Annotated in this window: 19 protein-coding genes; 12 read left to right on the forward strand and 7 right to left on the reverse strand. The window is 61.8% G+C overall.

Annotated features, from left to right (window positions below; genetic code table 11):
• Positions 1-2: 2 nt before the first annotated feature.
• Positions 3-467 carry a MaoC/PaaZ C-terminal domain-containing protein gene (locus tag ACH9L7_RS16325; protein WP_396613506.1) on the forward strand — a complete coding sequence of 155 codons (465 nt, stop codon included), beginning with the start codon at positions 3-5 and terminating at the stop codon, positions 465-467.
• 27 nt (positions 468-494) lie between these two features.
• Here ACH9L7_RS16325 and ACH9L7_RS16330 read toward each other — a convergent pair whose 3' ends face one another.
• Complete coding sequence (locus ACH9L7_RS16330; protein WP_396613507.1) at positions 495-980, reverse strand: VOC family protein; 486 nt, start codon at positions 978-980, stop codon at positions 495-497.
• Between the two features lie 53 nt (positions 981-1,033).
• On the opposite strand from ACH9L7_RS16330, the gene ACH9L7_RS16335 reads away from it, so the two are divergent.
• From ACH9L7_RS16335 to ACH9L7_RS16375, 9 genes are all read left to right on the forward strand, one after another.
• Positions 1,034-2,038 carry an LLM class flavin-dependent oxidoreductase gene (locus ACH9L7_RS16335; protein WP_396613508.1) on the forward strand — a complete coding sequence of 335 codons (1,005 nt, stop codon included), beginning with the start codon at positions 1,034-1,036 and terminating at the stop codon, positions 2,036-2,038.
• Positions 2,039-2,248: 210 nt separating this feature from the next.
• Entirely contained in the window at positions 2,249-3,421 is a 1,173-nt protein-coding gene (locus ACH9L7_RS16340; protein WP_396613509.1) for an ABC transporter substrate-binding protein, read from the forward strand.
• A gap of 1 nt (position 3,422) precedes the next feature.
• Complete coding sequence (locus ACH9L7_RS16345; protein WP_396613510.1) at positions 3,423-5,399, forward strand: ABC transporter permease; 1,977 nt, start codon at positions 3,423-3,425, stop codon at positions 5,397-5,399.
• The gene (locus ACH9L7_RS16350) at positions 5,392-6,156 is read left to right on the forward strand and encodes an ABC transporter ATP-binding protein (protein WP_396613511.1); all 765 of its coding nucleotides are present in this window, start codon (positions 5,392-5,394) and stop codon (positions 6,154-6,156) included. The genes ACH9L7_RS16345 and ACH9L7_RS16350 overlap by 8 nt, the downstream gene beginning before the upstream one ends.
• Positions 6,153-6,878, forward strand: coding sequence for an ABC transporter ATP-binding protein (locus ACH9L7_RS16355; RefSeq protein ID WP_396613512.1), 726 nt, complete (start codon positions 6,153-6,155; stop codon positions 6,876-6,878). Before ACH9L7_RS16350 ends, ACH9L7_RS16355 begins: the two co-directional genes overlap by 4 nt.
• Before the next feature lie 48 nt (positions 6,879-6,926).
• Complete coding sequence (gene paaK, locus ACH9L7_RS16360; RefSeq protein ID WP_396613513.1) at positions 6,927-8,216, forward strand: phenylacetate--CoA ligase PaaK; 1,290 nt, start codon at positions 6,927-6,929, stop codon at positions 8,214-8,216.
• 69 nt (positions 8,217-8,285) lie between these two features.
• A complete protein-coding gene (locus tag ACH9L7_RS16365; RefSeq protein WP_396613514.1) occupies positions 8,286-8,669 on the forward strand; it encodes a PaaI family thioesterase in 384 nt (127 codons plus the stop codon).
• Positions 8,670-8,765: 96 nt separating this feature from the next.
• The gene (locus ACH9L7_RS16370; RefSeq protein WP_396613515.1) at positions 8,766-10,214 is read left to right on the forward strand and encodes an aldehyde dehydrogenase family protein; all 1,449 of its coding nucleotides are present in this window, start codon (positions 8,766-8,768) and stop codon (positions 10,212-10,214) included.
• Between the two features lie 155 nt (positions 10,215-10,369).
• Positions 10,370-10,846, forward strand: coding sequence for a hypothetical protein (locus ACH9L7_RS16375; protein WP_396613516.1), 477 nt, complete (start codon positions 10,370-10,372; stop codon positions 10,844-10,846).
• A gap of 74 nt (positions 10,847-10,920) precedes the next feature.
• On the opposite strand, the gene paaE is transcribed toward ACH9L7_RS16375, so the two are convergent.
• Genes paaE through paaA form a run of 5 tightly spaced genes read right to left on the reverse strand, consistent with a single transcriptional unit; the run spans position 10,921 to position 13,664 of the window.
• Entirely contained in the window at positions 10,921-11,091 is a 171-nt protein-coding gene (paaE, locus tag ACH9L7_RS16380; protein WP_396613517.1) for a 1,2-phenylacetyl-CoA epoxidase subunit PaaE, read from the reverse strand.
• 2 nt (positions 11,092-11,093) lie between these two features.
• Positions 11,094-11,510: a 1,2-phenylacetyl-CoA epoxidase subunit PaaD gene (gene paaD / locus ACH9L7_RS16385; RefSeq protein ID WP_396613518.1), complete on the reverse strand. Its 417-nt coding sequence runs from the start codon at positions 11,508-11,510 to the stop codon at positions 11,094-11,096.
• Complete coding sequence (gene paaC / locus ACH9L7_RS16390; protein WP_396613519.1) at positions 11,503-12,375, reverse strand: 1,2-phenylacetyl-CoA epoxidase subunit PaaC; 873 nt, start codon at positions 12,373-12,375, stop codon at positions 11,503-11,505. Before paaC ends, paaD begins: the two co-directional genes overlap by 8 nt.
• Complete coding sequence (gene paaB / locus ACH9L7_RS16395; RefSeq protein WP_396613520.1) at positions 12,375-12,704, reverse strand: 1,2-phenylacetyl-CoA epoxidase subunit PaaB; 330 nt, start codon at positions 12,702-12,704, stop codon at positions 12,375-12,377. Before paaB ends, paaC begins: the two co-directional genes overlap by 1 nt.
• A gap of 12 nt (positions 12,705-12,716) precedes the next feature.
• Entirely contained in the window at positions 12,717-13,664 is a 948-nt protein-coding gene (paaA, locus tag ACH9L7_RS16400) for a 1,2-phenylacetyl-CoA epoxidase subunit PaaA (RefSeq protein ID WP_396613521.1), read from the reverse strand.
• A gap of 92 nt (positions 13,665-13,756) precedes the next feature.
• Here paaA and ACH9L7_RS16405 point away from each other — a divergent pair, with 92 nt between their 5' ends.
• Positions 13,757-14,404, forward strand: a complete 648-nt coding sequence (locus ACH9L7_RS16405) for a helix-turn-helix domain-containing protein (RefSeq protein WP_396613522.1) — start codon at positions 13,757-13,759, stop codon at positions 14,402-14,404.
• Between the two features lie 23 nt (positions 14,405-14,427).
• Positions 14,428-15,192, forward strand: a complete 765-nt coding sequence (locus tag ACH9L7_RS16410) for an enoyl-CoA hydratase/isomerase family protein (protein ID WP_396613523.1) — start codon at positions 14,428-14,430, stop codon at positions 15,190-15,192.
• 106 nt (positions 15,193-15,298) lie between these two features.
• Here the strand turns inward: ACH9L7_RS16410 and ACH9L7_RS16415 are convergent, their stop codons facing one another.
• Positions 15,299-15,652 (reverse strand): DUF6713 family protein, encoded by a 354-nt coding sequence (locus tag ACH9L7_RS16415; RefSeq protein WP_396613524.1) that lies wholly within the window; start codon positions 15,650-15,652, stop codon positions 15,299-15,301.
• Positions 15,653-15,716: the final 64 nt, after the last annotated feature.

Consider the following 15,716-nt stretch of genomic DNA (forward strand, 5'->3'; position numbering starts at 1 on the left):
GTATGGCATACAGTTACGAGCCGCACTACTTCGAGGACTTCGTCGAAGGAAAAGAGTTCGAGAGCGTTGGCCGCACCGTCACCGAGGCGGACTTCATGATGCACTCCGCGCTCTCCGGCGACTGGACGGAACTCCACACGAACAAGGAGTATGCAGAAGACACCCAGTTCGGCCAGCGCATCGCCCACGGTCCGATGACGTTCGTCCAATCGACCGGGTTCGTCTACCGCTCCGGTATCGTCGAGCGCACGGCTATCGCCTTCCTCGGCATGAACTACATGGACCTCCCGAATCCGGTCTTCATCGGCGACACACTCTCGCAGACGATGGTCGTCTCTGGGCAGAAAGAGCTTAGCCGCGAGGACGCCGGTCTCGTCACCATCGAGGTGGAGATGACCAAGCAAGACGGAACCGTCGTCCTCGAAGGCGACATGAAGTTCCTCATCAAGCGGAAGGACGCCGAATAACACCGCACCGCCGCCTGGACATCCAACTCACTCGTTTTGCAAGCGTTCTCCGCGGACGAAGAGCGCCTCGTCCGGCCCTCTGTCCGCGTAATCGTCGTGGTACTCCATCAACTGAAACAGCGCCCCGGTCGGATTCTGCGGTGAGACGAACGCCTCTGTCCACCCGTCTTCGACCGAATAGCCGACGACGCGCTCGCCCGCCTCCTCCAGCACGTCGATTGTGGCGTCGATGTCGACGACTTCGAGCGTGACGTGGTGGAGTCCCGGTCCGTGTTCATCGAGGTAGTCGGTGAGAAACGACTCGCCTTGGACGGGCGCGATGAGTTCGATTCGGGACGCGTCGCCGAGGACGTACGTCGCCCACTCGAACGACTCGTCGGCGACCGTCTCTCGGTGGATGCGCTCGCACCCGAGCGCGAAAAGCGTCTGTTCCGCGTTTTCGACGCTCTCGACGGCGATTCCAACGTGGTCGACGCGGGCGGGCGGCGCGTTCGACTCGTCTGGCAGCGACATACACCACCTTCGCTGTTCCTAACTATTAATAGACGAGGTAGATACTCACAGTCATGGAAATCGGGACCGGCCTGTTCACGTGTCAAAAGCGACCAGACGACGACCGACCGATGACGGAACTGTACGACGAGATGCTAACGCTCGGACGAGCGATAGACGACGCCGGACTTGCGAGCGCGTGGGTCTCGGAACATCACTTCCTCGAAGACGGCTACCTTTCGGGAACGATGCCCGCACTCGGCGCGCTCGCCGCGATGACAGACGACATCGAAATCGGAACCTGCATTGCGCTTGCGCCCCTGTATAATCCGATTCGGCTCGCTGAGGACACGGCGACAATCGACCTGTTGTCCGGCGGGCGGATGACGCTCGGTCTCTCTATCGGGTCAAACCCGCGTGAGTTCGACGCCTTCGACGTTCCCCGAGACGAGCGCGTGGAGCGACTCTCGGATACAGTGTCGCTTGTGCGGGATGCGTGGTCCGAGGGGCCGGTCGAACACGAGTCGCCCTTCCACGAGGGTGCAACCGGCGTCGACGTAACGCCGAAACCCTCGCGCGACGTTCCGCTCATGCTCGGCGGCGCGGCGAAACCGGCAGTTCGCCGGGCAGCACGGACGGCCGACGCGTGGTGTGCCCCTTCGTCGCTCTCGGTTGGCGGCCTGAAAAAGCGAGTCGACGACATCAGAAACGTCCGCGAGGAGGAAGGCCTCGACGGCGACTTCACTATCTACGTCCTCCAACACGGCTTCGTTGACGACTCGAAGGAAGAAGCGTGGGATGCGATGAAAGACGGCTACCTGTACATCCAACGCAAATACGCGGAAATCTTCTCCGGTGAGGAGGTCCCCGAGTTGTCCGAGGAGCGTCGCAAGGAACTCAAAGAGCAGGCGATTTACGGAAGCCCCGAGGACGTAATCGACCAACTCGAACGCTATCGAGACGCGCTGGGCGACGACATCCACTTCATCTTCCGGACGTACCACCCCGGAATTGGCACCGAACGGATGGCCGAATGCATCCGGCGTCTCGGTGAGGAAGTCGCCCCGCACTTCTCGTAAGACCGTTCTCGCAAGCATCTCTCGTAAGTTCGTTTTCAGGTGCCGCGGCGTTCTTGATGCTGCACAAACGCAAACATTTAAACGTGAATATTATCATGTTACTTGTGAACATACAGACTCACCATGATGAGAGACGAAAATTCCGCGGACAGCGGTAGTGGGCTGCGTCCGTCACGACGGAAGTTTGTACAAGCAGCAGGACTCGCAGGGATGACCGGACTGACCGGGCTTTCGGGGTGTCTCGGTGGCGGTGTCGGCGGGTCGAACACCATCACGTACGGGGTTATCAGTCCGATGACCGGGCCGTACGGTGGTCTCGCAGAGGGGCAGCGAAACGGTGCCAAACTCGCCATCTCGCACGTCAACGAGAACGACGACATCGATGTCGAGATTAACGGCGTCTACGAGGACACGGAAGCGGACCCATCGACAGGTCGCCGGAAGGCCCAGTCGGTCGTCGAACAGGACGGTGCATCATTCCTCATGGGCGCAATCTCGTCCAGCGTCGCGCTCGCGCTCAACGAGTTCGCGAAGGACGAGGAAGTCATCTACAATCCCGGTGGGGCGGCCGTCCCCATCACCGGGTCGAACTGTAACGAGTGGGTGTTCCGCGCCGAGACTAACACGGCGCAGATGGCCGAGGCCGTCTCGGACTTCACGGCCGAAAAGCTCGGAACGAACGTCTGGTTCCACATCGCCGACTACGCCTACGGCGAATCGGTGATGCAGCGCGTGGAAAAGCGCATGAAAAACGGCCACGACATCAACGTGGTGGGCCGCAGTCGCTCGCAACTCGGGTCGACGAACTTCAACTCCTACATCAGCCAGATTTCCAACTCCGACGCCGACGTGGCGGTTCTCGGTATGACTGGTGGCGACCTCATCAACTTCGTCAAGCAGGCGGCGAGTCAGGGGCTCAAGGAGAACGTGAAGCTCATGTCGCCGACGATGACGTTCTCGGTCGTTCGCGGTGCCCTCGGTGAAGCGGCCTACGGCACCTATGGCGGTGTCCGATACCTTCCGACGCTACAGACTGGGGACAACCAGTCGTTCGTTGAGGCCTACCAGAGCGAGTACGGGTCTGCTCCGGACAACTTCGCGCGCGCGGCGTACATGTCCATCCGAATGACTGCACGGGGAATCGCGGAAGCGGACTCGACCGACCCAGCCGAGGTCAAAGACGTGCTTCCGGGACTGGAGATGGACACTATCCTCGGTCCGAACCAGTTCCGCGACTGCGATCATCAGGCGATGAATCCCGTCTGGCCGGGTGAACTGGTGGCACCGGAGGGTGGAAGCGGTCCCGCGGCCGTCGAACTCGGCGAGATGGTAGCCGGTTCCGACGCGCTTCCCGACTGCGGGGAACTCGGCTGCAACCTCTAACATGTCCGTCGCCACCGCCGTCGCAGAGCAAATCCTCAACGGACTCGTCGTGGGGATGGTGTACGTCCTCCTCGCAGCGGGGCTTTCCATCATCTTCGGCGTGATGGACGTCATCAACTTCGCTCACGGCGAACTGTTCGCTCTCGGCGCGTACTTCGCGTTCGCTATCGCCGGCCCGCTCGGAGGCGCAGGCTTCTGGGTCGCGCTCGTCGTCGCCCCCTTGCTCGTCGGCGTCGTCGGCATGGGTATCGAACGGCTCACAGTGAAGCGACTCTACGGTCGCGACCCGCTGTACCACATTCTCCTCACGTTCGGGTTGGTGCTCATCATCAACGACCTCATCACGTCCGTGTGGGGGAAGTCGGCCAAGCCGTTCCCCATCCCGGCCGCACTCGACCAACCGATTGCGTTCTTCGGTTTCACGTACTCACTGTACAACTACGGCATCATCGTCTTCGGCTCGATTCTCGCACTCGGGACGTGGTTGCTGCTTAGCCGCACCCAGTTCGGGATGATAATCCGCGCCGGGTCCGAGGACCGCGGGATGGTCCGCAATCTCGGCATCAACATCGACCGCTACTACACGCTGACGTTCGGGTTCGGTGCCGCGCTCGCGGGCGTCGCCGGTATCGTCCTCGGGGCATTCCAGAACGTCAGTCCGACCATGGGGTCCAGCGTCATCATCCCCGCATTCGTCATCGTCGTCCTCGGTGGCCTCGGGTCGTTCCGAGGCGCGGTGGCGGGCGGCCTGTTCGTCGGCGTCGTCCAGACGCTGGCGCGGACGTACACCCCGTTCCTCGAGGGACTCATCGTGTTCCTTCTCATGATTGCCGTCCTCGTCGTCAAGCCGACGGGGCTGTTCGGCACCTCCATCGGTGCCGGAGAACACCACGACGGCGCGCTCCTCCACGGGGCAGGCGGCGGGGTGCTGTCGTCGGAGACGCGGACGAAACTCGGCTACGCCGCCGTCGGCGTCCTCGTCCTCGTGCCGTTCTTCGCGGAGTTGACGGGCGTCACCTACTCCGTGACGCTCCTCGAAGACATCCTCATCTGGGCGCTGTTCGCGCTCAGTCTCGACTTAGTCCTCGGCTACGCGGGACTGGTCTCCCTCGGGCACACGCTGTTTTACGGCGTGGGCGCGTACGTCTCGGTCCTCACCCTGATGCACGTCTCCCCGTCGGTGTTCGTCGCGCTAGTCGCGGCCGTCTTGGTCTGCGCCGCTATCGCGTGGTTCGTCGGCTATCTGTCGATTCGCGTCTCCGGGGTGTTCTTCGCGATGATTACTCTCGGATTCGCGGAGTTGTTCTACAACGCCGTGTTCAAGTTCGACTTCACCGGCGGTTCTGACGGCCTCTTCGGCGTGGACGTTTTCTACGGCCTCGCCGGACTCGGTATCGACCCCGGCGAGTTCGAGATTCCGCTGGGCCTGTTCGTCCTCGACGGCGGCATCGTCCAGTACTACTTCCTCCTCGTCGTTGTCGTCGGGTCGTACCTGCTCGCCCGGCGTCTCATCGACGCACCGTTCGGCTCGGTCCTGCAGGCCATCCGCGAGAGCGAAGACCGGGCGTCGTTCATCGGCTACGACGTGACCGCGTACAAGCGCCGCGCGTTCGTCGTCTCCGGCGGTCTCGCCGGTCTCGCCGGTGGACTCTTCGCCGCGAACAACGGCTACGTCGCCCCGTCGTTCCTCCACTGGATTAACTCCGGTGAGGTCATCGTAATGGCCGTCCTCGGCGGGATGGGAACGCTCTACGGGCCGATGATTGGCGCTGGCGTCTTCGTCGCCGCAGAGGACATCCTCTCGTCGTACATCGACCAATGGCAACTCGTCATCGGCGTGTTGTTCGTCCTGTTCGTCATCTTCGTACCGCGAGGACTGGTGTCGCTCCCGAAGACCGTCAGCGAACACCCCATGTTCGGGACGACAATCCGCGACCAGACGAGTGTCACGGACGCGGAGGTGGAACAGCATGAGTGAACCAATCCTCGAGACCACGAACCTCACAAAGGAGTTCGGCAAACTCGTCGCCGTCGACGACGTGAATCTCGAAATCGAGCGCGGTGAGTTCCGGAGCCTCATCGGGCCCAACGGGGCCGGAAAGACGACGACGTTCAACCTGTTGACGGGTGCACTCCGCCCGTCGAACGGGACTGTGACGTTCAACGGTGAGGACGTGACTGGACTTCCCCCGCACGAGCGGGTGCGCAAAGGGTTGGGCCGGTCGTTCCAGATTACGAACATCTTCTCGGGGCTCACGGTCCGCGAGAACGTCAGGCTCTCGGCGCAGGCGGCACAGCACGAAGGGTTCCGCCCAACTGAGGAGTTCCTCAAGCGGGCGAACACGTTCGAGGAGGTAAACGCACACACAGAGCGTGTGCTCGACCGGTCCGGACTGCTGGACCGCGGCGACGAAGTCGCAGACAACCTCGCCTACGGTGACAAGCGGCGACTCGAAATCGCCATCGTCCTCGCCACGGACCCCGACATGGTCTTGCTCGACGAGCCAACTGCAGGGATGAGCGCGGAAGAGACGCACGCGACGATGGACCTCATCGACGAGGTGTTGTCGGACCGGACGCTGCTTCTCATCGAACACGACATCGACCTCGTGATGCGCGTCTCCGACCGCATCACCGTCCTCCACAGGGGCGCGATACTCGCTGAGGGGACTCCCGAAGCGGTGTCTGAGGACCCAGACGTTCGGCGGGCGTACTTCGGAGGTGTCGAAGCGTGAGCGACCCGCTGCTTTCGGTCCGGGACCTCGTCTCGGGATACGGGTCGACTCGGGTCCTCCAAGGCGTCAACCTCGACGTGGAAAAGGGGTCTGTCGTTACACTCATCGGCCGCAACGGCGTCGGGAAGACGACGACGCTTCGGACCATCCTTGGGAGCGTGGCTCCGACAAGCGGGAGCGTCACTTTCGACGGGAAGGACATCGGGAGTCTCTCACCCGAGAAAACCGCGCAGGCGGGCATCGCGCTCGTCCCCGAAGAACGGCGCGTATTCCCGGGCCTGACGGTCCGTGAAAACGTCGAAATCGGCCGCATCGGTGGCCGACGCGACATAGAGAAACCGAGCGTCGACGAGATAATCGACGAGTTCGAGAACCTTGCTCGCCACAGCGAGAGCAGAGGTGCGAACCTCTCCGGGGGCGAACAGCAGATGCTCGCCATCGCCCGCGCGCTCGTCTCCGCGCCGGACCTCCTGATGCTCGACGAACCGACCGAGGGTCTCGCCCCGTCTATCGTCAAGCAGGTCCAGCGGAAGATAGACGAACTGAACGACGAGGGCGTCACTATCCTGCTCGTCGAGCAGAACGTTCAGGTGGCGCTCGATGCCGCCGACTACGTCTACATCCTCGACAAGGGACAGGTCGTCCACGAGGGTCCGGCCGACGAAGTCGCCGAATCGGACGAGGTTCTCGACCGCTACCTTGGCGTCTCGGCGGCCGAGTAACTCGTATCGTGGGCAATTTTTTATGATAGTAACGCGGACTGAAGAGCAATGAGGACCAGCGATGTGGACGTAACCAGACTCCCCAGAGACGAGTTGCGGGAGGTGCAGGACGAACGGGTTCGGAACGTCGTTCGGCACGCCTACGAGAACGTCGCCTTCTACCGCGAGCAATTCGACGACATCGGCGTCGAACCGGGTGATATCGAGGGTGTCGAAGACCTCTCGAAGCTCCCGTTTACGACGAAAGAAGACTTCAGAGACGAGTATCCGACGGGCATGTTCGCCGTGGATATGGACGAGGTAGTTCGTATCCACGCCTCGTCAGGGACGACCGGCAAGCCCAAAATCGTTGGCTACACCCGAGACGACCTCGACGTGTGGCGCGAGGTGATGGCTCGCGGATTTCGCGGGGTCGGACTGACGAGCGACGACAGCCTCCAGAACGCCTACAGCTACGGTCTCTTCACCGGCGGATTCGGCTTTCACGATGGAGCGACCGCGATGGGGATGGCAGTCGTCCCGACTGGCGGCGGCAACACCCAGCGCCAAGTCGAGATGCTCGCCGACCTCGGAGTCACCGCTATCTGTCTCACCCCGTCGTACGCACTCTACCTCGCGGAAGTCGCCGAAGACATGGGCTACGACCCCGCAGACCTCGAACTTTCGACGGTTCTCTTCGGGGCAGAACCATGTACCGAGCCGATGCGAAACGAAATAGAAGAACGCTTCGACGCGACCGCTGTCGAGAACTACGGCCTGTCGGAGATTATCGGACCGGGCGTCGCCGTCGAGTGCCTCGAACAGGATGGCATGCACATCTGGGAGGACCACTTCTACCCGGAGGTTATCAACCCGGAGACGGGCGAACTGGTCGGGGAAGGTGAAGAAGGCGAACTCGTCTTGACCACGCTCACGAAGCAAGCGCTCCCCGTTCTGCGCTATCGGACGGGCGACCTGACCACACTGAACTACGACACCTGTGAGTGCGGCCGGACGAGTGTACGGATGGACTCTGTCACCGGGCGGGCGGACGACCTCATCATCGTCCGTGGGGTGAACTTCTACCCGAGCGAAGTCGAATCGGTCGTCCTCGAATTCGACGAGGTTGCCCCGCACTACCGTATCGATCTCCGGCGAGAGGGGACACTCGACAAACTCGACCTGACGGTCGAACTCACCGAGGATTTCGACGGGTCACGCGATGACCTCGAATCGCGCATCCGAAAGCGCCTGTCGAACGTACTGTCCTTCTCGCCCGACGACGTAACGCTGGTCGAACCGGGAGAGATAGAGCGCACGAAAGTCGGGAAGGTCCAGCGCGTCTACGACCACCGGTGACGTCGGAGTTCACCCTCTTTCGGCTCAAGCGGACGAAACCAACTTAACGGAGTCCTGAGATAAGGAGATATGGACATCGAGCAGTTCTTCGAGAGCATGCCATTCGCCCAGTTGCTGGGCATCGAGGTCACGGAAGTCGAAGACGGCCACGCAGAGGGATACATCGAGATGCGAGAGGACCTGTCGTGGAACTCCGATCAGGTGATGGCCCACGGCGGCGTCACGTTCACGCTCGCGGATACTGTCGGCGGCGCGGCCCTCGTCAGTCTCGTCGACCAACCGGTTCCGACTATCGACATGCGTATCGACTACCTGAACGCCGGGACCGGCGACCTTCGCGCGGAAGCAGACGTGGTTCGTCTCGGCGGTGACGTTGGCACCGTCGATGTCGACGTGTACGCAGAGGACGATGCGCACATCGCCAGCGCACGCGGCGTCTACAAGACTGGCTGAGGTGGACTGGCGGTCACCGAGTGTCGGAGCGCCCGCGTCGCCTGCATTGGCGTAATCGGTAACAATTAATAATTGCGCTCCGAACACGGATTCGTAATGGAATACAGCGGCCCGACGAGTCTCTACATCGGCGGCGAATGGGTAGACGCCGAAGCCGGAGAGACCATCCAGAGTGTGGACCCCGCGACCGAGGAACTGTACGCAGAAGTCGCTCGCGCCGACGAGGAAGATGTCGACGCGGCGGTCGAAGCGGCGAGTGCGGCAGCCGAGTACGGAAGCGAGTGGCGTACGATGGCTCCCTCCGAGCGCGGCGAAAAGCTCCGTGCGATGGCCGACGCCATTGAGGAGATGAAAGACGAGATTACGCTGGTGGAATCGCACGACAACGGCAAGACGCCGTTCGAGGCCGGGATGGAAATCCAGATGGTAATCGACACCTTCCGGTACTACGCCGGGTGGTCCGACAAGGTGACCGGCCAGTACAATCCAGTTCCCGGCGAGCGCGTGAACTACACGACGCGTGAACCGCTCGGCGTCACCGCACACATCGCCCCGTGGAACTACCCGTTCCAACTCGCCGGGCGCAGTCTCGCACCCGCGCTGGCCTGCGGTAACACCACCGTCTTGAAGCCATCGAGCCAGACACCGCTGTCGGCGCTCTACTACGGCCTCGCCGCTGAAAAAGCCGGCCTCCCTGACGGCGTCGTAAACGTCGTTCCCGGGTCCGGGTCCGGCGCAGGGGCTGCCCTCGCGTCGCACCCCGGTGTCGAACACGTTACCTTCACCGGGAGCACCGAAATCGGAAAGCGCGTCATGGCCGACGCTGCCCAGAACGTCACCGGCGTGACGCTCGAACTCGGCGGGAAGGGACCAAACATCATCTTCCCCGACGCCGACCTCGACGCCGCAGCGAAGGGCGTCCACTACGGTATCTTCATGAACGCCGGACAGATGTGCTGGGCCGGGTCGCGCCTCCTCGTCCACGAGGATGTCGCCGACGAACTGGTCGAGAAAATCATCCAGCGCGCCGAGTCCACCCCGCTCGGGTCGGGCATCGACGACGACGCCCGAATGGGTCCTGTCGTCAGCGAGGACCACATGGATGACGTACTGGAGTACATCTCCATCGGTGAGAAAGAGGGCGCAACCGTCGCCTGTGGCGGCGGCGTCGACGAAGACAAAGACTCTGGCTACTTCGTCAGACCGACCGTCCTGACCGACGTGACCAACGATATGACGGTCGCTCGCGAGGAGATATTCGGCCCCGTCCTCTCGGTCATCGAGTTCTCGGACATGGAAGAGGCAGTCGAAATCGCCAACGACTCCCCGTACGGACTTCTCGCCGGTGTCTGGACGCAGGGGCTCTCGAAGGCCCACCGCGTCGCCGACCGCCTCGACTACGGCATGGTCAGCGTCAACGAGTATCCGGTGACGTTCCCGCAGACACCCTTCGGCGGCACAAAGCAGAGCGGCCACGGTCGCGAGCAGGGCGAAGAAGCAGTCCGCGAGTTCACGCAAGCTAAGAACGTCAACCTCAACATCTGAGGGCGACGGTCACCGTCTTCGAGTGCCAACTGGAGGTCTCGAAGTCGGGGCTGGTCCAGTCTAGCCCCTGTCGCACTTTCGGGGTGCCTCTGACATCCTTCACCCCACCACCTCGTTTTTTGACAATTCCCGTCGTAGCGTCGCTAACCACGCAGATGCGACCGCCCCTCATAGTTTTCGTCGTCGTCGGTGTCGTCGTACTCGGAGTGAGTACGGTTCTCGTCGTGGATTCACCCTACGACTCGAACGTTGTGAGTGAACAGAATCCGTTCGCCCCCGAGAGACCTGAGACTATCACTCAAACGACAGCGGTCGCGTACCTCGTCGAGTACGAAGAGACTCGCCTGTACAACGACCTGCTCGGGTCGCGGGGCTACACGTTCGACAGGCGAGACGAAGTGAGGGCCCGCTGTACAGCGATTTCAGTCTTAGAGATTGGGGACGAGCAGTTCCGTGTTCGTCTCCGGTGCCATGGACGGATACGGGACGCGTATCGACTCGTCCGGCCGCCCACGTACACCTACACCGTCACCTACCGGATAACCGAAACAACGCTGGAAGAACGTTCTATCGAGGACTATCCATTCTCGTCGAGGGACGAACTTCGCGAGCGTCCTCCCTCAGCGACGTAACTGGTCCAGCGATTCAGTGTCGAAAAAACGGTGGTTAGGCGACGGGAAACGGATGCAACCGGAAGTCAGACCGCTCAGCCGAACTTCTCGAACGGTTCTTCGCAGTCGTGACAGTAGTGCATCGACCGGCAGAGCGAGGGTCCTTTCGGATGCTCTCGGTCGGTGTTCGTCCCGTCGCAGTATGGACATCGAGCACCGTTCGTCTCACCCGTCGTCGTGACACTGGGGTCTGAAAGTCGTCTCATGGTTACACGCTCAAGCCGAAGTCGCGGAGGTCTTTGCGACCCTGTTCGGTCACCATCGCGGTGGACCACGCGGGACTCCACACGAGGTTGATGAGCACGTCTTCGACACCCTCGACCGCTTCGACTGCGCCCCGGATGTCGTCTTGCAACATGTTCCGGGCCGGACAGCCGGTGTAGGTGAGGGTCATGTCGATGCGCGCTTCGCCCGTCTCTGATTCGACCCCGACAGCGTAGATGAGGCCCAGGTCGACGATGCTGATTGGCATCTCCGGGTCCTCGACCGAGTAGAGAGCGTCCCACACGTCTCGCTCGACGCCGACGGTACCCTCGCCGGTGGCCGGGAGTTCGTCGTGGGCAGTGCCCTCGCTGTAGTCCGTGTGTGCGCAGTACTGCGCGTCGGGGTCGAATTCACTACTCATCGTCTGGGTCCTTCATAATCTTGGCCGCTTTGTGGCGGCCGAGTTCACGGTAGCTCTTCGTGAACTCGTCGTAGAGGTCGAACCACGCGTCGGTGTGCGACGTGTCGCGGCCGAGTTCGTCCGGGAGGTCGAAGTCCGCGTGGTGGACATCGTACTGTTCGGGTAACTGTGCTTCCTCGACGTGTAGACCGACGGATTCGAGCGTCGGGACGACTTCGTCCAGCCACTCCTCGCGCATGGTGAGCAGATTCTCGGTCCGGATGCCGAGTTCGTCGATGCGGGCTTCGATTTCCTCGTCGGTCGGCGCGAACAGCGTCAGCGCGTGGGGCAGGAGCCTGTCGACGGCGTCCTGCATTCGAGCGCGCGTGTCGTCGTCCTCGCAGAGGCGTTCGAGCCAACTGCGGGCGTGTTCGCGGTGGTACTTCTCTTCGGCGAGTATCTTCTCGATGCGGTCGGCTAGACGCGGATACGACGAGCCTTCGAGCGCTTGCAGGCGGACGTACTCGGCTTCGTCGAAGAGGAACGACCGGACGACGTAGTCGGCCCAATCACCCTCTTCGAATGGGAGTTCACAGAGCGTGCTGTGTCGCCATTCGCTCGCGTCGCGTTCCCAAATGAGGTCCGGTTCCTCGTAGCCGAAGTCTTCGAGCAGGTCGTAATAGAGGCGGGCGTGCCCCAGTTCGTCCTGCGCGATGTTGGCGACCGAGATGTCGGACTCGATAGTCGGTGCCCGAACCTGCCACTCGGTGTAGCGCTCTGCGATGACGAACTCGTCGTCGGCCAGACTGAACAAAAGCGCCTCGACGGCTTCGCGCTCGTCGTCCGAGAGGTCCTGTGGTCCGGGGAGTTGTTTCGCTGCCGCCATTAGTCGTCACCCTCCACGACGGAGCGCCGCTGTTGTTCGGCTTCGGACTGTTCACTCTCGGAGGCGGCGACCTCTTCGGCCGCGGCCTCGAAGTTGTAGGTCATCGCCCAGCGGTAGGACTTGTCGGTCGTCCCGCCGAAGGCAACGTCTTCGGTGTCGACTTCACCGATTTCGTCTTTCGGGACGACCCAGAGGCTGTTCGTGGGCATCCGTCGGCCGTGCTGTACTTCCGCAAACAGCAACGCCATCTCGCGGTCGGGCGCGTGGACGTTGCCGCAGTGGGTGTGGTAGTCGCCTGCTTTCTTTTGTCGGAATACTTCCCAAATCATCGAATCACTCCGTTAGTCGGCCGCCTGCGGGCTTTCGCCGCCGCCGTACAGGGTCTGTTCGTGTTTGTCCATCGATTCGCGAACCCACGCGACCGCCTCCTGGGCCTTCTTGCGGCCGTCGATTTGGCCGACGCCGGGTTCGTACTCGTTTTTGGCAATCTTGAAGAACTCGTCCCAGTCGAGGTCGTCTTCGTTCACGTCGTACGTCCCGTCGTCCTTCTTCGTGATGCGTGGCATCTCGGGGATTTCGAGGCCGTACTTCTCGGCTTTCGGGATGTAACTGTTGAGGAACGCCCGACGGAGTTCGTCGTTCGACATCTGCTTCAGACCGACCTCACTGGCGAAGCCGTGGTGGGTCGACTGCTTGTCGGTGGGGCCGAAGAACTGGATGATGCGAGGCCACCAATTCTCGAAGGCCTCTTGGGTCATCTCCTGTTCCTTCTTGGACCCGGTCATCAGTTCGTGAAGGATTGCCTCGCCGTGTTTGACGTGGAATCCTTCCTCGAAACAGACCTTGTCCATCGCGTGGGCGTACGGTTCCCACGAGGTGTTTTTCAGCGTCGCCTGCCGACGCATCGCCGCGCCGTCGACGAAGAACGCAATCATCGGCGTCTCCACCCACGACTCCATTGGATAGTGGAAGCAGTTCAGGAACTTCCCCTCGCCGTTTTCGAGTTCCTCGAGCATCTCCTCGCGAGTCTTGATGCCCAGACTCTCGGCGGCACGGTACAGGAGTTGCCCGTGACCGAGTTCATCCTGCGTCTTCGCCGAGAACGCGAGCTTGCGCTCCAGACTCGGCGCTTGGCGAATGAATGGGCGCTCCAGATACGCCCCCATTATCTCACTGTTCGCGTGGAACTGAATCATACGGGTCGCGGCCTTACGGTACTCCTCCGGCATGTCGTCTTTGGCGGAGAATTCTCGCGGACCTGCCCGTTCTTTGACGGTTTCGATGTCCATGTCTCTGCCATAAACTATCGTGAGCAACCACTTACCGATTGGCCCGCCTATAGACGGTCTTTTTATACCGGTTGCGCGTGTGTACACGTGTCATGATAGATGAGTGCCTCGTTGCGGAGTTCCGCATCGAGGGCGACGACTGTCCGCTCGCACGTGCAACAAGCGAGGCAGCGGTGACGGTCGATGCGGCCGCCCCACAGCTCCGCACGGATGGGAACGTCCTCTTGCGCTTTTCTGCGCCGCTCGACGAGCAGTTGGCGACCGTGTTGGACCGAGACGAGCGGATTCGGTATCTTCACGTCACGGGCGGTGACGACGCCAGCACGTATCGGTGTCTCTCGAAACATCCGTGTGTCGTCCACGAACTCGTCGACGAAGGCTTCCTCGTCGAGTCGATGCAGTACAGCGAGGGTGGGGCGACGATGCGTGGTGCTGTTGTCGGGTACGACGTTCTCCGGGGTGTGATGGAGAAGGCTGGTCAGACCGTTGGAATCACCCTCCAGCGGGTCTACCCGCTCCGGGCGGACGAAGACGAACCAATCGGCCGTGCGTGGGACCTCACCCCGGCACAAGAAGAGAGCCTTCGCGTCGCGTTGGAGTTGGGCTACTTCACCATCCCGAGACAACGCACCGCAGACGAGGTTGCCGCGGAACTCGGCATCAGCAAGTCCGCGTTCCTCGAACGTCTCCGACGAGCACAGCAGTCGCTCCTCCAGACAATATTCGGGGAGGCTATTTAAGCGCTGTCCGTGTACACCGGCGTATGCGAGTCGAAGACGCCGACGGCGTCCGGACCGTCACGTTCGACCGACCCGAGGTAAAAAACGCCTTCACAGCCGACGTGGCACGTGAATTTTCGGAAGCACTCGAAGACGTATCCCCCGAAGCGTTCGACGCCGTCGTGCTGACTGGCGACGGCGACGCCTTCAGCGCAGGCGGTGATATCGAGGCGATGGCCGAGCGAGACGAAACTGCCCGAGAGGCGTACGAACGAGTTCGCGGCACCCTTGGTCGGGTCGCCGAGGCGATACTCACTGCACCGGTTCCCGTCGTCGCCCGCGTGAATGGCGACGCCGTCGGTGCCGGAACGTCAGTCGTCGCCGCCTGCGACTTCGCCTACGCCGCACGCGAAGCTCGATTCGGTGCCTCGTTCGTGAACGTCGGACTCGTCCCCGATGCGGGTGCGACCGTGACGCTTCCCCGTCTCGTCGGTCTTCGAGCAGCGAAGGAACTGGCGTTTACCGGGAAACTCATTCCTGCCGAGCGAGCAGCAGAACTCGAGTTGGTGAACGAGGTAGTCGACGCCGACGAACTCGATTCGGTCGTCGACGAGATGGTCGAAACACTCGCCTCGCGGCCAACAGAGACGCTTGCGCTCGCAAAGGAGGCGATTCACGCGAACCTCGGTCGGTCGTGGCGGGACGGTCTCGAACACGAAGCCCACGCACAGACGCTCGCGTACGACACTGAATCCCACGAGGAAGGCGTCTCGGCGTTTCTCGAAAAGCGGCGGCCGGAGTTCGACTGAGCAGTTCGGGAGGCGACCGACCGCGTCGCAGACTGCGGCCGTCGCGGCGACGCCGCCGACAACGAGGAGACTCGACTGGTGTCGTCTGGGTCGACGACGCCGGGGGTTACAGCACGAAGAGTAGATGGGTGACACCGAGTAGGGACCCGCCGAAGATCCAGATTCGCGAGAACCAGTTCTCGAACGCAACCAGTGGATGGTTTCGGAGGCCGAAGTGCACGATTCCGTGGGCGATTGCAAACACGTCGAAACCTAACTGAAACGCTGTAGAATCTAGGTACCCCAGTAGCACAACCAATAACGGTGCGTGTAGAGCGATGAATATCTGAGACGCCCGCACGTCACGAACCGTCGTCGGAGCGAAGAAGAATCGCCACTCACGCTGGCGAATCGCATCGAGTTCGTGTACGAATAGAAACGCCACCACCGTCAGGAAGAGCGCGTCAGTTACTGTCACCATACGGTAACTTCGAGTACTACGCACAAAGAGCATGGTGGAGCAGACGTGGCGTGCGAACGGCCGC

The sequence above is a fragment of the Haloferax sp. S1W genome (assembly GCF_044593955.1).
Taxonomy (GTDB): Archaea; Halobacteriota; Halobacteria; order Halobacteriales; family Haloferacaceae; genus Haloferax.

Bases quoted from the DNA above. Each gene is read 5' to 3' on its own strand.
- ACH9L7_RS16330 (WP_396613507.1), bottom strand. From the start codon at position 980: ATGTCGCTGCCAGACGAGTCGAACGCGCCGCCCGCCCGCGTCGACCAC.
- ACH9L7_RS16365 (WP_396613514.1), top strand. From the start codon at position 8,286: ATGGACATCGAGCAGTTCTTCGAGAGCATGCCATTCGCCCAGTTGCTG.
- paaK (WP_396613513.1), top strand. From the start codon at position 6,927: ATGAGGACCAGCGATGTGGACGTAACCAGACTCCCCAGAGACGAGTTG.
- ACH9L7_RS16325 (WP_396613506.1), top strand. From the start codon at position 3: ATGGCATACAGTTACGAGCCGCACTACTTCGAGGACTTCGTCGAAGGA.
- ACH9L7_RS16410 (WP_396613523.1), top strand. From the start codon at position 14,428: ATGCGAGTCGAAGACGCCGACGGCGTCCGGACCGTCACGTTCGACCGA.
- ACH9L7_RS16415 (WP_396613524.1), bottom strand. From the start codon at position 15,652: ATGGTGACAGTAACTGACGCGCTCTTCCTGACGGTGGTGGCGTTTCTA.
- ACH9L7_RS16405 (WP_396613522.1), top strand. From the start codon at position 13,757: ATGATAGATGAGTGCCTCGTTGCGGAGTTCCGCATCGAGGGCGACGAC.
- paaD (WP_396613518.1), bottom strand. From the start codon at position 11,510: ATGAGTAGTGAATTCGACCCCGACGCGCAGTACTGCGCACACACGGAC.
- paaB (WP_396613520.1), bottom strand. From the start codon at position 12,704: ATGATTTGGGAAGTATTCCGACAAAAGAAAGCAGGCGACTACCACACC.
- paaA (WP_396613521.1), bottom strand. From the start codon at position 13,664: ATGGACATCGAAACCGTCAAAGAACGGGCAGGTCCGCGAGAATTCTCC.
- ACH9L7_RS16370 (WP_396613515.1), top strand. From the start codon at position 8,766: ATGGAATACAGCGGCCCGACGAGTCTCTACATCGGCGGCGAATGGGTA.
- ACH9L7_RS16375 (WP_396613516.1), top strand. From the start codon at position 10,370: ATGCGACCGCCCCTCATAGTTTTCGTCGTCGTCGGTGTCGTCGTACTC.
- paaC (WP_396613519.1), bottom strand. From the start codon at position 12,375: ATGGCGGCAGCGAAACAACTCCCCGGACCACAGGACCTCTCGGACGAC.
- ACH9L7_RS16350 (WP_396613511.1), top strand. From the start codon at position 5,392: ATGAGTGAACCAATCCTCGAGACCACGAACCTCACAAAGGAGTTCGGC.
- ACH9L7_RS16340 (WP_396613509.1), top strand. From the start codon at position 2,249: ATGACCGGACTGACCGGGCTTTCGGGGTGTCTCGGTGGCGGTGTCGGC.
- ACH9L7_RS16345 (WP_396613510.1), top strand. From the start codon at position 3,423: ATGTCCGTCGCCACCGCCGTCGCAGAGCAAATCCTCAACGGACTCGTC.
- paaE (WP_396613517.1), bottom strand. From the start codon at position 11,091: ATGAGACGACTTTCAGACCCCAGTGTCACGACGACGGGTGAGACGAAC.
- ACH9L7_RS16335 (WP_396613508.1), top strand. From the start codon at position 1,034: ATGGAAATCGGGACCGGCCTGTTCACGTGTCAAAAGCGACCAGACGAC.